Origin of the sequence: Tardiphaga sp. 285_C5_N1_2 (genome assembly GCF_052076065.1) — a bacterium.
Lineage (GTDB): Bacteria > Pseudomonadota > Alphaproteobacteria > Rhizobiales > Xanthobacteraceae > Tardiphaga > Tardiphaga robiniae.
The window spans coordinates 4129814-4145514 of the sequence record NZ_CP197241.1 but is presented as its reverse complement, the minus strand read 5'-3'; the positions used below and the strand labels follow the sequence as shown (position 1 = coordinate 4145514).

The 15701-nt window shown below is 61.5% G+C and carries 15 protein-coding genes, 1 tRNA gene and 1 pseudogene; 7 read left to right on the top strand and 10 right to left on the bottom strand.

Going from position 1 to position 15701, the window contains the following annotated elements; translation table 11 throughout:
• Window positions 1–36: 36 nt before the first annotated feature.
• From fliJ to AB7951_RS19645, 3 genes are all read left to right on the top strand, one after another.
• Window positions 37–456: a flagellar export protein FliJ gene (fliJ, locus tag AB7951_RS19655; RefSeq protein ID WP_068737112.1), complete on the top strand. Its 420-nt coding sequence runs from the start codon at window positions 37–39 to the stop codon at window positions 454–456.
• Between the two features lie 199 nt (window positions 457–655).
• Window positions 656–1204, top strand: a complete 549-nt coding sequence (locus AB7951_RS19650) for a sigma-70 family RNA polymerase sigma factor (protein ID WP_089267514.1) — start codon at window positions 656–658, stop codon at window positions 1202–1204.
• The gene (locus AB7951_RS19645; protein ID WP_120289263.1) at window positions 1204–2085 is read left to right on the top strand and encodes an anti-sigma factor domain-containing protein; all 882 of its coding nucleotides are present in this window, start codon (window positions 1204–1206) and stop codon (window positions 2083–2085) included. The genes AB7951_RS19650 and AB7951_RS19645 overlap by 1 nt, the downstream gene beginning before the upstream one ends.
• A gap of 145 nt (window positions 2086–2230) precedes the next feature.
• Here the strand turns inward: AB7951_RS19645 and AB7951_RS19640 are convergent.
• From AB7951_RS19640 to flhA, 3 genes and pseudogenes are all read right to left on the bottom strand, one after another.
• Window positions 2231–2414: pseudogene (locus AB7951_RS19640) on the bottom strand (GIY-YIG nuclease family protein); the annotation flags it as partial.
• Between the two features lie 799 nt (window positions 2415–3213).
• Complete coding sequence (locus AB7951_RS19635) at window positions 3214–3420, bottom strand: hypothetical protein (protein ID WP_068737106.1); 207 nt, start codon at window positions 3418–3420, stop codon at window positions 3214–3216.
• 329 nt (window positions 3421–3749) lie between these two features.
• Window positions 3750–5987, bottom strand: a complete 2238-nt coding sequence (flhA, locus tag AB7951_RS19630) for a flagellar biosynthesis protein FlhA (RefSeq protein WP_120288934.1) — start codon at window positions 5985–5987, stop codon at window positions 3750–3752.
• Window positions 5988–6229: 242 nt separating this feature from the next.
• On the opposite strand from flhA, the gene AB7951_RS19625 reads away from it, so the two are divergent.
• The gene (locus AB7951_RS19625) at window positions 6230–7450 is read left to right on the top strand and encodes an MFS transporter (protein ID WP_120288935.1); all 1221 of its coding nucleotides are present in this window, start codon (window positions 6230–6232) and stop codon (window positions 7448–7450) included.
• Here the strand turns inward: AB7951_RS19625 and AB7951_RS19620 are convergent.
• The 4 genes from AB7951_RS19620 to AB7951_RS19605 all read right to left on the bottom strand — a co-directional run bounded on the left by AB7951_RS19620 (window position 7447) and on the right by AB7951_RS19605 (window position 10696).
• Window positions 7447–7824: a hypothetical protein gene (locus AB7951_RS19620; protein ID WP_139285952.1), complete on the bottom strand. Its 378-nt coding sequence runs from the start codon at window positions 7822–7824 to the stop codon at window positions 7447–7449. The genes AB7951_RS19625 and AB7951_RS19620 overlap by 4 nt on opposite strands.
• Window positions 7825–7994: 170 nt before the next feature.
• On the bottom strand, window positions 7995–8402 hold the full coding sequence (locus tag AB7951_RS19615; protein ID WP_120288936.1) for a DUF4864 domain-containing protein: 408 nt from the start codon (window positions 8400–8402) through the stop codon (window positions 7995–7997).
• 4 nt (window positions 8403–8406) lie between these two features.
• Window positions 8407–9735, bottom strand: coding sequence for an amidohydrolase family protein (locus AB7951_RS19610; RefSeq protein ID WP_120288937.1), 1329 nt, complete (start codon window positions 9733–9735; stop codon window positions 8407–8409).
• Window positions 9736–10620: 885 nt separating this feature from the next.
• Window positions 10621–10696, bottom strand: a tRNA-Ile gene (locus tag AB7951_RS19605).
• A 151-nt stretch (window positions 10697–10847) separates the two neighbouring features.
• On the opposite strand from AB7951_RS19605, the gene AB7951_RS19600 reads away from it, so the two are divergent.
• Complete coding sequence (locus AB7951_RS19600) at window positions 10848–11060, top strand: DUF1328 family protein (protein ID WP_120288939.1); 213 nt, start codon at window positions 10848–10850, stop codon at window positions 11058–11060.
• Window positions 11061–11091: 31 nt separating this feature from the next.
• On the opposite strand, the gene AB7951_RS19595 is transcribed toward AB7951_RS19600, so the two are convergent.
• Complete coding sequence (locus tag AB7951_RS19595; protein WP_120288940.1) at window positions 11092–12069, bottom strand: tripartite tricarboxylate transporter substrate binding protein; 978 nt, start codon at window positions 12067–12069, stop codon at window positions 11092–11094.
• A gap of 148 nt (window positions 12070–12217) precedes the next feature.
• On the opposite strand from AB7951_RS19595, the gene AB7951_RS19590 reads away from it, so the two are divergent.
• Entirely contained in the window at window positions 12218–13189 is a 972-nt protein-coding gene (locus AB7951_RS19590; RefSeq protein WP_439062620.1) for a TAXI family TRAP transporter solute-binding subunit, read from the top strand.
• Between the two features lie 214 nt (window positions 13190–13403).
• Here the strand turns inward: AB7951_RS19590 and AB7951_RS19585 are convergent, their stop codons facing one another.
• Window positions 13404–14612 (bottom strand): ABC transporter substrate-binding protein, encoded by a 1209-nt coding sequence (locus tag AB7951_RS19585; protein WP_120288941.1) that lies wholly within the window; start codon window positions 14610–14612, stop codon window positions 13404–13406.
• A gap of 54 nt (window positions 14613–14666) precedes the next feature.
• The gene (gene mobA / locus AB7951_RS19580) at window positions 14667–15299 is read right to left on the bottom strand and encodes a molybdenum cofactor guanylyltransferase MobA (protein ID WP_120289265.1); all 633 of its coding nucleotides are present in this window, start codon (window positions 15297–15299) and stop codon (window positions 14667–14669) included.
• 70 nt (window positions 15300–15369) lie between these two features.
• On the opposite strand from mobA, the gene AB7951_RS19575 reads away from it, so the two are divergent.
• Window positions 15370–15618, top strand: coding sequence for a sulfurtransferase TusA family protein (locus AB7951_RS19575; protein ID WP_093760742.1), 249 nt, complete (start codon window positions 15370–15372; stop codon window positions 15616–15618).
• The last annotated feature ends 83 nt before the right edge of the window (window positions 15619–15701 follow it).

Sequence of the window (15701 nt, the reverse complement as noted above, 5' to 3'; positions counted from 1 at the left end):
CGCGTTGAGACTGGGACTTCTGGGGAGTATGAGTCGATGAAGTCACGTGACACCCTGATCCGCCTGAAGAAGTTCCAGGTCGATGAGAAGCGCCGCCGGGTCAATCAGATCGAAGGCATGATCGCGGATTTCCAGCGCATGTCGGTCGATCTCGAGCGCGAGATCCAGACCGAACAGGATCGCGCCGGTATTCAGGATCCCACTCACTTTGCCTATCCCACCTATGCGAAGGCTGCGATTCAACGTCGCGAGAACCTGACACGTTCGGCCGATGAGCTGCGCGTGCAGCTCGAAGACGCGAAGGCATTGCTGAGTGAAGCTTTCGAAGAACTCAAGAAGGTCGAACTGCTCGACGAGCGCGACCAGGCCCGTGCACGCGACGAAGAGAACGCACGCGAACAGGCCGACCTCGACAGCATTGGCCTGATGCGTGCCCGCATCGGCGCAGTGGCCTGATCCGCAGAAGCGGCGAGCCAACGAGCCTCAAAGATTGAAGTCATCAAGCCCGGGCCGCGAGGTCCGGGTTTGCTGTTTGTGGTCTATCCACAGCATAAACAGCGACATGGCCCGCTTGCTATAATCTATGTTACGACAGGTAATACCGCCGGGCGGCACCTCCGTAAGGCGAAAGGTATATTGAGGTTGGGGAGACGTAATGCTGACGCCGGCTGAGCTGGTCTGGCTTCTTGCCGCAGTTGCCAAAGGGGATGAAGCCGCCTTCGAGCGACTCTATGCAGCGACGCGCGCGAAACTCTTTGGCGTCGTGATCCGTATCTTGCGCAGACAGGATCTCGCCGAGGAAGTCATCCAGGAGGCCTACGTCAAGATCTGGAACAGCGCCGGGCAATTCAATCCCGGTGTTGCCTCGCCGATCACGTGGATGGCGTCGATCGCTCGTAACCGGGCTATCGATGTCGTTCGCAAGAGAAGCGAAACGTCTATCGAGGAAGAGCCGGCTGCAATGGAAGTGGCAGCCGATACACCTGACCCGCTCGCGCGACAGGAAATGACCGAAGAATTGAAGCGCTTGTTGGAGTGCGTGGGCCGGCTTGAGCCGGACCGGCAGAAACTGGTGCTGCTTGCTTACTACAATGGTTGGAGCCGCGAACAACTCGCGACGAAGTTCGAAGCGCCGGTCAATACAGTGAAGACGTGGCTGCGCCGCAGTATGATGGACATCCGGGAGTGTCTGGGACTGACATGATGGCCTATAGCGAAGACCATATCGCGCTTGCCGCGGAATATGCGCTTGGCACGCTCAGTGCCGAAGAGCGCGTGCAGGTCGAGACCATGATGTCCGTCGACAAGGATTTTGCCGCTGTGGTCGAGGCGTGGGAGCGCAAGCTCGGCGTTTTGAATCAGATGGTCGGCCTTGTCGAGCCGCGTCCTGAAGTCTGGGAGAAAATCCGCGTTGCGATCGGTCTGGCCGGTACGCAAGAAGCGATCGTGCATCCGGAAGCGCCGCAGCCGGTCGCTGCAGCGGCGGTCGTCGCTGAGCAGCCTGCGATAGACCGTTCGACGCTCGATCGTTCGAACGTGATTGATTTCTCGGTCCAGGCAAAACGCTGGCGCGGTGTCGCCACCGGCATGACCGCCGTTGCCGCTATGCTTGTTGCGCTGATTGCCGTACAGGCCTATCGCCCCGAATTGCTGCCGGCGGGTTTACGCCCGAAGGCAGCGCAACAGGTGGTGCAGGCGCCAGCGCCGGTAGCGCCGCCCGCAGCAGCTCAGTCGCAATACGTCGCCTTGCTGCAGACCGACGCTGCGTCACCCGCATTCATCCTCACTGTCGATGCGGCGACCAAAAACTTTACAGTGCGCAAGGTTGGCGCCGAACCGCAGGCCGGCAAAAGCTACGAGCTCTGGATTGTGTCCGACAAGCTGCAACGCCCGCGTTCGCTCGGCGTGATCGGCAGCAACGACTTCACATCGCGCGCTGCACTCGCTGCCTATGATCCCGATGTCGTCAATCAGGCCACCTATGCCGTGACCGTGGAGCCGGAAGGCGGTTCGCCGACCGGTGCAGCCACGGGCCCGATCGTGTTCACCGGCAAGCTGATCGAAACGGTGCCGCCGGCACGGTGATCGTTTGGCTCTCTCGTCATCCGGCATTGGTCCCACAGTCGTCATTCCGGGGCGCATGAAAGCGGCGCAGTCGCTGTAATGCAAACCTCTCAATTGTCATTCCGGGACGCGCTCTTGCGCGGGCCCGGAATCCATAAACTCCACGTCAGCCGGAAAGCACCGGGTACAAATCCATCCAGTTTGGATTTTGCTCTTCGATCAATCGGATCTTCCAGCGCGCGGCGCCATTTCTTGAGTTCTTTCTCACGCGCAATGGCCGACAGGACGTCATCGTAGACCTCAAACCAAACGAGCTTGTCGACGTCATAACGTCGCGTGAAGCCGTCAACCACGTTGGTTATGGATTCCGGGCTCGCGCAAGAGCGCGCCCCGGAATGACAATCGAGAGAATAGGGCTTAAACATTTTTTCCTATTTTATCTTGACAATATCCCCAAGAGGATTATCCTCCGATCATCCGGTTCGCGAGGGGCGCTTCTAGAGGCGTCTTGAGGTGGAACAGGGATGCGGCGCCTGCGGGTGTGGGGTGACGTACCCCGCGCACTCGGGAGGCCTTGGGTCACCGTCCGGCCCCACTACGGGGGTCTGCCACTCATGCTGGCTGGACGTGGCATTGGTGAACGGCGGGAAACCGTCGGGATCAGCGGAGTGCGGAGCTCTGCGCCTTTGCCCGGAAGAACGGTCCCGGGGACAGAAATCGCCCGTAGCAGTCGCAGACTGCGTAAACTTGTCTGCGGTGTGGCGCGCCGTGAGGCGTTGCGCGGTTGCAGCTTGCCGGCGTTCCGGCGGAGCGGATCGCGACAGAAACCACCCCTTGCGCCTCACGGCGCGCTGCCACCCCTCATATTTTCGAGGGGCACTGCTCATACCTCGGACGCGCAAGCGCCGCGAGACTGCGAGAGTTTGGCTGTTTGATATTTGAATCTGTGATGGCGCGCTGGCGCGCAGAGTATCCCACTGCGCAGCTGCGCTGATTGAGGGAGGGAGAAGCAAGAAAGCACCCCACAAAAGAAAAACGCCCGTGGGGAGCGGGCGTTTTCCATTCAGAAGTCCACTCGGGGGGAAGTGGAGCTTCTATGTATTCACCTGACGACCTTGGGGGACATCGCCACGCGAATTCCTGAATTCCTTAGCGGACCATGCTGGCGTTCGAAGTAGTGACAGCAACCGGCTGGCCTGCTTTGATCACACGAGCGCTCGCGGTCTGGCTGTAGCCTTCGTCAGCATTCATGCGGGCCGAGATTCCGAAGCCTGCCACGAAGATACCGGCGACCAGAGCAACGATCACCACCTTGAGGTGGGTCATGCGATCCGCGCTGTAAATCGAGTGGTTCATTGGAAACGCTCCCTGCCGTCTTACTCTGCCTACGACCGTTTGTGTCGTGTCCGCGTCGGCAGGTTCAACTCATCACGCATAGGAAACGTGGTGTTGGGTCGTTCCGTTCCAAATAGTCGATCACAAGGCAGTGATAAGACGTGATCCGGCGCGATTGAAGCACCCGGCTTGGCCCTGAAATTCATAAATTATTATTTATTATCAGAGCGTTGAGAGTGATTCGTGCCGTCGCCCCGAAATGGCCTCGGGATGCGACATTCTGGCAAATCTCTTGTCTGTGACGAATTTACATCGGTTTCGGGCAAGGTTGCTAGCCTCTTGCCGCCGAATCAGACGCTTCCGACGGTCTTCAGGCGCGCACGGGGGTGGATTTCCGCCTGGGACAGCACTGTGGTTTGCGCACGGAACCGTTCCACCAGCGAGCGCACGAACGGCCGGATCGAGGCCGAGGTGACCAGCACCGGCGCTTCGCCTTCGCGCGCGGCCTGTTCGAAACGATCGCGCACGGTGGTCATGAACTCCGACAGCTTCGACGGCTGCATCGCGAGACTGCGTTCTTCGCCGGTGCCGATGATCGATTCCGCGAAGGCCTGCTCCCACTGCGCCGACAGTGCAATGAGCGGCAGGTAGCCGTTGTAGGACGTGTTCTGCGCGCAGATCTGTCGCGCGAGGCGCGCACGTACATGCTCGACGATGGTCGACGGGTTGCGCGAGAAGGCGAGGGCGTCGGCAATGCCTTCGAGGATGGTCGAGAGATCGCGCACCGAAATACGTTCGGTGAGCAGCAATTGCAGCACGCGCTGGATGCCCGACACGGTGATGAGCGACGGGACGATATCCTTGACCAGTTCGCCTTGTTCCTTCGGCAGGTCCTTCAGTAGCTTCTGCACTTCGCCGTAGGACAAGAGGTCCGACATATTGCCCTTCAGCAGCTCTGTCAGATGCGTCGACAAGACCGTGGCGGCGTCGACCACGGTGTAGCCCTTGAGCGAAGCTTCTTCCTTCAGGCCGGCATCGACCCAGGTCGCGGGCAGGCCGAAGGTCGGCTCTGTCGTGTGAATGCCCGGGACGTTGACCTGATTGCCACCGGGATCCATGACCATGAACTGGTTCGGCCAGATGCGCCCGGTGCCGGCGTCCACTTCCTTGATCTTGATGATGTAGGTGTTGGCTTCGAGCTGCACGTTGTCCAGAATTCGGACCGACGGCATCACGAAACCCATTTCGACGGCGAGCGACTTGCGCAGCGCCTTGATCTGTTCGGTCAGGCGATCGGTGCCGTCCGGGCCATTGACCAGCGGCAGCAGCGCGTAGCCCAGCTCGATCTTGAGATCGTCGATCTTCAGCGATGCGGAGATCGGCTCGTCCGCGGCGGCGGCTTGTGCGGCGGCGGCGGCGGCGGGCGCTGCAGCCTGATGCGCGACTTCGGCACGCGCAACCTTGTTGCGCTTGTTGGCGGTGACGGCGAGGTAGGCTGCGCCGCCGCCGAGTGCGAGGAACGGCAGCATCGGAATGCCCGGCAGCAGCGCCAGCGTCAGCATGACGCCGGCCGACATGCCCAGCGCCTGCGGATAGCCGGAGAATTGCTTGATCAGCGTCTTGTCGGCGGCGCCGGTAATGCCCGCCTTCGAGACGAGCAGGCCTGCGGCGGTCGAGACGATCAGCGCCGGAACCTGGGTGACCAAGCCGTCGCCGACGGTCAGCAGCGTATAAGTGCGGCCGGCTTCCGAGAACGACAGGCCCTGCTGCGCGACGCCGATGATGATCCCGCCGATCACGTTGATGGCGGTGATGAGCAGGCCGGCAATGGCGTCACCGCGGACGAACTTGGAAGCACCGTCCATGGCGCCGAAGAAGCCACTTTCGTCTTCGAGGTCCTTGCGGCGCGCCTTGGCGGTGGCCTCGTCGATCAGGCCAGCCGACAGATCGGCGTCGATCGCCATCTGCTTGCCGGGCATCGAGTCCAGCTGGAAGCGTGCCGCGACTTCGGCGATACGGCCCGAACCCTTGGTGATGACGATGAAGTTCACGATCACCAGGATCGCGAACACGACGATGCCGATGACGAAATTGCCACCCATCACGAAATTGCCGAACGCCTCGATGACGTGGCCGGCCGCGGCGGTGCCTTCGTGGCCATGCGACAGGATCAGGCGGGTCGAGGCCAGGTTCAGCGACAGCCGCAACATGGTCGAGATCAGCAGCACGGTGGGGAATGACGAGAATTCCAGCGGCGTCTGGGTGAACAGTGCCGTCATCAGGATCAACACCGACATGGTGATGGAGATCGCGAGGAACAGATCCATCACGATAGCTGGCAGCGGCATGATCAGGACGACAAGGATGATCAGAACGCCGAAGGCGAGGCCGATATCGCCGCGCAAGACGTTCGTCCTGATGCTGGCGAAGTCGAAACCGCCGCTCTTGGGTGCGCCCAGACCCTGACCCGCGATCAAATCCGTCATCGATGTCGCTTCCCCGCGCGAATGTCGTTCGCGACTGCCGAACGTCTGCGCGGCGGCCGAAGGGCCGCCGATCCGCAAGTGAGGCACCGCACTGGCATCCACGGGCATTCCCCCGGTCAGCTGACGAGACGCGACTCCACTCGGCAATTTTTGCCGTGTGTATGGTTAGCAAAGGGTTAACGAGGCGTTACTGACCGGCTTTGCCACAAGCCCGGAGCCAGTTTTGGCCGAAACGGTCTGTTGCACTGTTTCTGCATGCCTAATCCTTCGGCATATCGCTTGACCCGTGGGCACACGCCGAGGATGTTGCCGCCGTGACCATCGCGACCCCCACTTCAGATTCGATGCCGTTCCTGCCTGACTCCCGTCAGGCCTGGATCAGGCTGTCGCTTGCCTTGATCATCGGCTCACTGGGGTCAGTGGGCATGTGGTCGGTGGTGGTGGCGCTCCCGGCCGTGCAGGCCGACTTCGCGGCCAGCCGCGGCGCGGCGTCGCTGGCCTTTACCCTGACCATGGTCGGCTTCGGCCTCGGCGGCGTGGTCGCCGGCAGGCTCACGGACCGGTTTGGCATCGTGGCCACGATTGCGCTTGCGACGGTGCTGATGGGCGCCGGTTATCTTCTCGCGTCGCAGTCCACGGCGCTTTGGCAGTTCAATCTTATTCACGTGGTGATCGGGGCAGGATCGTCGGCAACCTTCGGGCCGCTGATGGCGGAGGCGTCGCACTGGTTCGAACGCCGGCGCGGCATCGCGGTGACTGTCGCTGCAACCGGCAGCTATATCGGCGGCACGCTCTGGCCGCCGATTGTCAGCTGGGGCATTCTGACTTTTGGCTGGCGCTCGACGCATATCAGTGTCGGGATCGTTACAACCGTCCTGATGCTCCTGATGCTCGCGGTTCTGCGCGCGCAGATGGGTGCAGTCACACGGCGTAGTCACGTCAATGCGCCGCCGCCCAAGGTCGATCTGCAGCTCAGCAACAATACACTGACGACGCTTCTCTTCGTGGCCGGCATCGGTTGCTGTGTCGCCATGGCGATGCCGCAGGTGCATATCGTCGCTTATTGCGGAGATCTCGGCTACGGCGTGACGCGCGGCGCCGAGATGTTGTCGCTGATGCTGGCCTGCGGGATTGTCAGCCGTGTTGGCTCGGGTTTTCTGGCCGATCGTATCGGTGGCATTCGCACGCTGCTGATCGGCTCGTTGCTGCAGGGATTCGCACTGCTGTTCTATTTGTTCTTCGACAGCCTGGGCTCGCTCTACATCATCTCGGCGATGTTCGGCCTGTTCCAGGGCGGTCTGGTGCCGGCCTATGCCATCATCATCCGCGAGGCGATGCCCGCATCGCAGGCGGCTACGCGTGTCGGCATTGTCATATTGGGCACGGTAGGAGGCATGTCACTTGGCGGTTGGATGTCGGGCGTCATCTTCGACGCTACGGGCTCCTACGCGGCAGCGTTCATGAACGGCCTCGCCTGGAATGCACTCAACGTCACCATCATCACGGCGCTGATGCTGCGGGCGCGCCGCAGGTTGATTTTCTCCTCGGGCGCATCGGTCGCCTAAGGCGTCAGATCCTGCACCGGTGGCATCGCCGGAAATCCATCGATCGGTACGTTTTCGAGCGCGCGTTTGGCCGGGCCGCTACCGAACATGCAATCCAGCGTCGGCTCGGCAATCGCCGTCATGGTCCGCGGGATCAAGCTTCGTTTGTCCGGCGGCAGCCAGTTCTCGTTCAGCGTGGGGACGCCGCGCTCGGTGACCCCGTACAGGATCGCGTCGAGAATATCGCGATCGCCGATCTCGCTGATCAGCGCGGTGCGGACGCAGTCGCAGATCGCTTCGGGATGCGCATAGCGCGACACCATGAAGGGCGCGCAGAGCCGGATGAACTCGCCGCGCGGATCGGGCATCAGGGACAGGCGACGCGTGTCAGTCATCGCGATGGTCGACACCCCGCACGCCAACAGGCTGCCCAGGACAATGGGAGACAGTGTGCTGAGGGACAGGTACCGCAACAAATTCACCCGGGAAGCAACCGTAGGACGAGAGACGTGCAGGACCTATTATAGATGATGTGAGGTGCGAATGTGAATGCCGCTGTGAGGTGTCACACAGCCTGGCCGACTTTCAGCAGCATGCAGCCGCTGATCTTCAGGCTGCCATCCGGCTGCGGCTCCAGCGTGTAGAGCGCATCCCACGGCACGCCATCGGCATCGACGATATGGACTTTCTGCTCGATGGTACCACCGGACGTATTGTTCTCGGTGAATTCGAAGCTGCGATGACGATAGATGGGCGCATAGGCGTTGCGCACCATGTCCATGAAGCTGTCGGGATCGGTGAAAATGCTCTGGATGCCGGGGGCCGCGAACCCATACGCCGTCACAGCGTCGTCGCGCGCCAGCGCATCGGCTTGGGAGCTGATGATCTTTTGCGCCGCCGCTACATCGTCCGCAGCACGGACAGGCGATGCGAGGCCGATCATTATAGCGATCAAAAAGAGGAGGCTGCGCATAGGCTCACTTGCTCAAAATGTTCTTGTAGATGACGCCGTCCTTCATGATGATTTTGAGGTTATTCGCGGGATCGGCAATCAGGTTGATGTTGTCCAGCGGATTGCCGTCGACAAGCAATAAGTCCGCGAGCGCGCCCTGTTCCACCACGCCGAGCTTGCCGGGATAGGGATTGCGCTTGCCGGACAGCGCCAGCAGTTCGGCGTTTGTCGATGTCGCCATGACCAGCGCTTCGGCGGGCGTGTACCAGCGCGTCAGCGAGGCCAGAATTGCCCCCTGTTGCTGCGCAAGCGCGCGCGAGAACAGCACGTCGGTTCCCCACGCCGTCTTGATCTTGTACTTCCTTGCAAACTCGTAGGACCTGGCTATGCCGGGCCAGACCTCATCCGCCTTGGCTCGCTGGACGGAACCCTCCGGAAAGCCAAGCCTCAAGCCCTCGGGGAGGGGCTGCAAGCTCAACCAGATGTCCTTCTCGGCGAGTAGCCTGGCGGTCGCCTCATCCATCAGCATGCCGTGTTCGATGCACTTCACGCCAGCCGCGACGGCTCTCTGGATCGCAGCCGGAGTAAAGGCGTGCGCGGCGACATATGTGCCCCAATTCTCGGCCGCTTCAACGGCGGCGCGTAGTTCGGCCTCGGTGAAAGTGGTCACGTCGACCGGACTGAAGGGTGACGACACGCCGCCGCCCGCCGTCAACTTGACCTGGGAGGCGCCCTGCATCAGTTGTTCGCGCGCGCGCACACGCACCTCGTCAGGGCTGTCCGCAACGATCGCGCCACCGACCTGCTCCATGCGGGTGAGCATGCCGCCGATCGTGCGTGGCAGATCAGTCAGCTGCCGGAAATCCCCATGCCCGCTCGTGATAGTGATCATGGCGCCGGACGGGTAGATGCGCGGGCCCTTGACGATGCCCTCGTCAATGGCGCGCTTGAGGCCGAACACCGGCCCGCCAACATCGCGAACAGTGGTGAAGCCGCGCATCAGCGTGTCAGTCGCTTCGCCACCGGCCAGCAGATTGTTGTAGCCGACGTCACCGAAAGCCTGTGCCGGCGTCACCCGTATCAACATCGCATGCCAATGATTGTCGATCAGGCCAGGCATCAGCGTATGCCCGTTTCCTGCGACACGCTGAGCGTCTGCGGCCGCTATCGGTGCCGTGGAAATACGCTCGATGACGTTGCCCTTGACCAGCACATGTGACGGAGCAGAAAGAGTGGCGTTTCTTCCGTCGAAGATGCGAACATTTTCGAAGAGCACATCGCCGGCGCTCGCGCTGGTACCAAATGTCAGCGCAAGAATCGCCGCGAGCCATCGACTACCGACAGGGAACAACATAAGCGTTCTCCGAGCAGTGAAGCCTGCACTATGACAGATACCGGCGTCCACTTGAAGGTGGTGCCGCTACCGGTGGATCTGTGATCCCGGCTCGTTTACGGGGAATCCGCTCGGCCAGATGTGAATATATCTGGTTGCTCAAGCTCGTCTGGCATCGCCCATCCTTCAGCCATCAAAGCGACATGGAGCGCGGTTCGAACCTCGGGCGGCTCAATTTTCCCGACAGTCGCCTCATCAAGAACAGCGATCAGCTTCGTCCACCGCGGCGTTGTCTTGGCTTCGCTGTCAACGTAACGCTGGACCCATCTAACCGCCGCCAGGAGAGAAAAGATCGTGCGGTTCTTCGCCGGGGTTTGCCCGGGCGCCTCAGGCATCAATCGAATTGGTTCAAAGATCATTTGCACACAAACCGACTGCTGAAATTCGCTTGATCGTGCCACAGAGCCGGCAATACGCAATGGGTGCCGGCATGACACGCAGCAACTGCACGTCGCCCTGAAGGCCGTGATCCAGCGCGCGATCATCGTTCTGGATGCGCTGGCCGACTCTGAGATGCGATTTCAGAACTAGGGACAGCTCTGGAACCGGTCAATCAATGATGCTGCACTAGCTATGGCTACTTGGAAGTGACGGTCCGGTTCATCTCGACCGGCCGCGAGATTGCAGGCGCAAAGTCTTGGCACGTCGATCCAACCCTCTCCGCTACTGACGAAAATCTCCGGAATTGGCATCGCCAAAGTGTCGCCGTCGACGACGATTGTCTCACCGGGCTTGAGGTCTGGCTCATGCGGCGATCAGGAAGCGATTCAGAGGACAGAACGCGTACCGAATGGCTTGGCTGCAAAAAGCAGACCCTCACAGACTGGCTCTAAAACACTAAATCATTGGTGGGCCCGGCAGGACTCGAACCTGCAACCAGACCGTTATGAGCGGTCGGCTCTAACCATTGAGCTACAGGCCCCGCCGGCGTCCAGCGGGCGTGAGGACCGGGGACGGCGGTGCAGGCATTCCTTATATCGGCCATCGCCTGTGGGCAATGCCGCGTTCCCGGGGGCGGAACTTTGGCTGGCCGGTGGCGTTTGTCTGCGCAATTTCAACGTCAGGAGGCGCGGGTGTTTCGCTGGGCTGTCATCTGTCTGATCATTTCCTTGATTGCCGGCGGCCTCGGCCTCACCAACATCTCGGCTTTCGCCAAGAAGCTCTCGATGATCTTCTTTGCGCTGTTCTTCCTCGGCTTCCTGGCTTTGCTGGGCTTCGCCTATCTGGTCGCCGGGGCGGTCAGCAGTTCTGGGCTGCTGCCCGCCATGGTCGCGGTGAGCGTCTAGCTCAGTCGCCCCCGGATCAATCGCCCCTGGCTCAGTCGACCGAGACGCCGGCGAATTCCACCACCTTGCGCCATTTTTCGGTTTCGGCGGCAACCAGTTTGCCGAATTCCTCAGGCGTCATCGGCTTCGGCACACCGCCGGTCTCGGCGAGCCGTGCGATCAGTTTCGGATCCTTCAGCGCTTCGCCCACAGCCTTGTTGAGGGTGGCAATCACCTCCGGCGGGGTGCCCTTCGGCGCGGAGATGCCGTAGAAGCCGATGGATTCAAAGCCCGGCACCGTCTCGGCAATGGCCGGGACATCTGGCACGATGGGCCAGCGTTGCGGCGAGGTGACGCCGAGCGCGCGGACGGTGCCGCCCCGCGACTGTTCGAGCGCCGTGGGCAGGTTGTCGAAGATCAACTGCACCTTGTTGGAGATGATGTCAGGAAACGCGATCGCCGAGCCGCGATAGGGCACGTGGATCATGTCGCATTTGGTCATCGCCTTGAACAATTCGGCTGACATATGCACCGAGGTGCCATTGCCCGACGACGCATAGGAGATCTTGCCGGGATTGGCCTTGCAGTAGTCGATGAACTCCTGGACCGTTTTCACAGGCATGCCATTCGACACCACCAGCATATTGGTGAGCTGCATGATGCTGGCGACCGGCACGGTGTCGCGGATGAAATCGTAAGGCAGCTTCTTGTAGAGCGAGGCCGAGATTGCGTTGTTCGGTGCGACGAACAGTAACGTGTAGCCATCCGGCGCCGAGGTCACGGCTGCTGCTGCGGCGAGGTTGCCACCCGATCCAGCGCGGTTTTCCACGACGAATTGCTGGCCGAAATGATCCGACAGCCACTGTGCCATGATGCGCGCCACGATATCGACGGGGCCGCCGGCAGCGAAACCGATCAGCCAGCGCACGGGGCGATCGGGATAGCTGGCGGCAGAGGCGGGGAGGGTCGTCGTGGTAAGGCTGGCGAAGCCGACGAGACACAGCACAGCGGCACGCAGAAAAGCGATCATAGTTCCTCCCAGACATGGAAATCGCAGCGCTGATGCGCGACGTCGTTCGATCGGGCTTGCCACCCGTTACCTCCATGCTTTCATAGAATTCGGATTTTGCCTACAAGCTTGGTCGAACGATGCAGGCCGAACGACGTCGAGGTGCCCCATGAAAATGATGCCGCTTGTTTGCGCAGCATTCCTGACTGTCACGACGGCCATTGCGCAGGAGGGAGCCAAACCGATGTCGACCACCATGCCTCTCAGCTTGAGTCTCGGCACGGCGACGCCCGGCGGCGGCTTCCCGCTCTATGGCGACGCCTTTGCCGAGGTGATGAACAAGGCTGATCCGTCGCTGACGCTCGTGACGCGCAATACCAAGGGATCGACCGAGAACATCCCGTTGCTCGAGGCCGGTCAGCTCGATCTCGCTTTGGTGGCCGGCGAGCCTGCTTATGAGGCCTTCAAGGGTATCGGCCGGGCGCCGACGAAGCTCAAGATCATCACCGCGCTGTATTCCAATCCGGGCATGTTCGTGGTCCGCGCCGACAGTCCCTACAAGACGATCCGCGATCTTGTCGGCAAGCCGATCGCCTTCGGCGCGAAAGGCTCCGGCCTCGTATTCCTGTCGCGCTATGTGCTGGACGGGATCGGCCTCGATCAAGACAAGGATTTTCAGGCGGTCTATCTCGACCGCGCCGGCGACGGTCCTGCCATGGTGCAGGACGGTCGCGTGGCAGCGCTGTGGGGCGCGGGACTGGGCTGGCCCGGCTTCAAGGCGATGAGCGAAAGCCCCGGCGGCGCGCGATTCATCGCGCCTGATGCGGCGGAGATCGCGCAGATCCGCGCCAAACATACTTTCCTCAAGCCGCTGCTGGTGGGCGCCAACAGCTATCCGAACCAGCCGGCGCCGATCGCGTCGGTGGGCTCGTGGAGCTACATCCTCGCGCGCGAAACGCTGCCGGATGATGTCGCCTATCGCCTTGCGAAGACGCTGCACGCCGCCGAAGCCACGCTCGGTGCGCGGCTTGCACAGGCGAAGGAGACGACAGCATCGAATACGGTGGCGTCAGCGCCCGATGTGGCGCTGATCCATCCCGGGGTGCTGAAGTATTTCAGAGAGATTGGGGTGGTGAAGTAGCGTAGTGGATCGCTCTTGCTTCCCCTCTCCCCCAGGCGAAGCGCAGCTTCGCTAGGTGGGAGAGGGTGGATGCGCGCCGAAAGGCGCGCAGACGGGAGAGGGGGCGCCACGAACTCCGAGTTTTGTGCACCCCTCTCCCGTCCGCGCTTCGCGCGGCCACCCTCTCCCGCAAGGGGAGAGGGGAAGATGGAGCGCCGCCGATAGTTTTCGTCTACTACTTCTTTCCCAACACACAGGCCGGATCCGGCGGCCCGAATGCTTCCTCTCCGGAAATCTTTGCGAGGATCTTGTAGTAGTCCCACGGGTACTTGGACTCTTCGGGCGACTTGACCTGTACCAGCATCAGGTCGTGCACCATCAAGCCGTCCTCGCGCAGTCTGCCGTTGCGCGCGAAGAAATCCTCGATGGGCTTCTCGCGCATCTTGGCAGCGACCTTCAGCGGTTCGTCGGTGCCGGCTTCCTTGATGGCATTGAGATAGACCATGGTGGAGGAATAGACGCCGGCCTGCCACATGGTGGGCATGCGCTTGGTCTTTTCGAAGAAGCGCTTCGACCAGGCGCGGGTCTTGTCGTCCATGTCCCAGTAAAAGGCGGTGGTCAGCAGCAGGCCCTGTGCGGTCTGCAAGCCCAGCGAGTCGATATCGGTGATCAGCGCCAGCAGCGCCGCCATCTGCTGGCCGCCCTTGAACACGCCGAATTCGCCGGCAGTCTTGATCTCGTTGATGTTGTTCGGCGGCCCACCGGCGATGCCGATGATCTTGGCTTTCGAGGCCTGCGCCTGCAGCACAAAGGACGAGAGGTCCGACGCGCCGAATGGCGGACGCACCGAGCCGATCACCTTTCCGCCGGTCTTGGTGACGACGGCCGATGCATCGCGCTCCAGCGCATGGCCGAAGGCAAAGTCATCGGTGATGAAGAACCAGCTGTCGCCGCCGCGTTTCACCACTTCCTGCGCGGTGCCGACGGCAAGGGCGCGGGTATCGAACACCCACTGCATCGTATAGGGCGAGCAGAACTTGCCGTGGAAATCGGCGGCGCCCGTCGAATGGGTGATGAACAGCCGCTTGCGATCGTTGGCGACGTTCTGAACGGCAAGGCCAACAGCGGAGACCGGCACGTCGACGATGAGATCGACCTGATCGACATCGTACCAGCGCCGCGCGAGACTGGCGCCGACATCGGGCTTCAACTGATGATCGCCGATGATGATGCTGATCGGCTTGCCGAGCACGGTGCCGCCGAAATCATCCACGGCCATTTGCGCGGCCGTCACCGAACCCTGGCCGGAGGGCGTCGAGGCCGGACCGTTCATGTCGGTGAGCACGCCGATCTTGACGACGTCGTCGGAGACCTGGGCCGAGGCGGTTGAGGCGAGGAGAGCAAGTGCAATGCTTGAGATCACGGACAAAGATGTGCCGCGCATGAAGGTCCTCCCATTTGTCGCGACACTTCGGTCGCGTGTTGGGAGAAGCTTAGGTCAGGCTTTGTCGTCGAGCAATGCAAGCCGTTCGGCTTCCGCGATGTCATCCATCGTATTGGCATTGAAGAACGGATCGACAGGATCAGTCGGCCATTCCACGGTCGCGAGCGCGTAGCGGGATGTCCAGCGGCCGACCTTGCGGATGTCCTCGTTGACGAGTGCGTGCCGTAACTCATGGCGGAGGGCGACGTCCCACAGTCCGACGACGGGGTGCGATTGCCCGGCCGATGACGCGACAGCAAGCTGCGCATTCTCCGCGGTGCGGGCGTGATGCAAACGCGAGACGAGATCGCGCGGCAGGAACGGGCAGTCGCCGGCGACGCTGAGCATCCATGTGACATCCGGTCGGTTGGCAGCTGTCCATTCCAGACCCGCAAGGATGCCGGCGAGGGGGCCGGGAAAATCCGCGACGTCGTCGGCAATCACCGGCAGACCGAAGGACGCAAATCGCGCGGGATCACCATTGGCGTTCAGCACCAGCCCGTCGCATTGCGGCGCGATGCGCGCGATCACGCGGGCCAGGATGCTGCGGCCGCCGATTTCGCGCATCGGCTTGTCGCCGCCGCCCATCCGGCGCGCGAGACCGCCCGCGAGAAGCACGCCCAGCGTGGCCGGATATGTGTTCGTCATCGCCATACCGCTGCATATGACATTTGGCGCTGGCCCGATATAACGCAGTTGCACCAAATGGAACTGTGCGATGCCCGTGACCAAGCTCGACCTGACCGGATTGAAATGCCCATTGCCGGCGCTGATGACGCGCAAGGCGATGAAGGCACTGTCGGTGGGCGATCGGCTTGAAGTCCACTGCACGGACCCCCTCGCGGTGATCGACATCCCTGCGTTGATTCAGCAAAGCGGCGATCAGATCGAAGCCTCCGAACGCAGCGGCGATGTGATCGTTTTCTTCATCGAAAAACGAAATGCTGCGATTGCAAATCGCGATTGAATTGCTGCGATGCAGTGGAAATCATTGATAAATTTTCGCTCCTGATACCTTTGGACTATCGACTCCCGCAGTCGCTTCTGGCC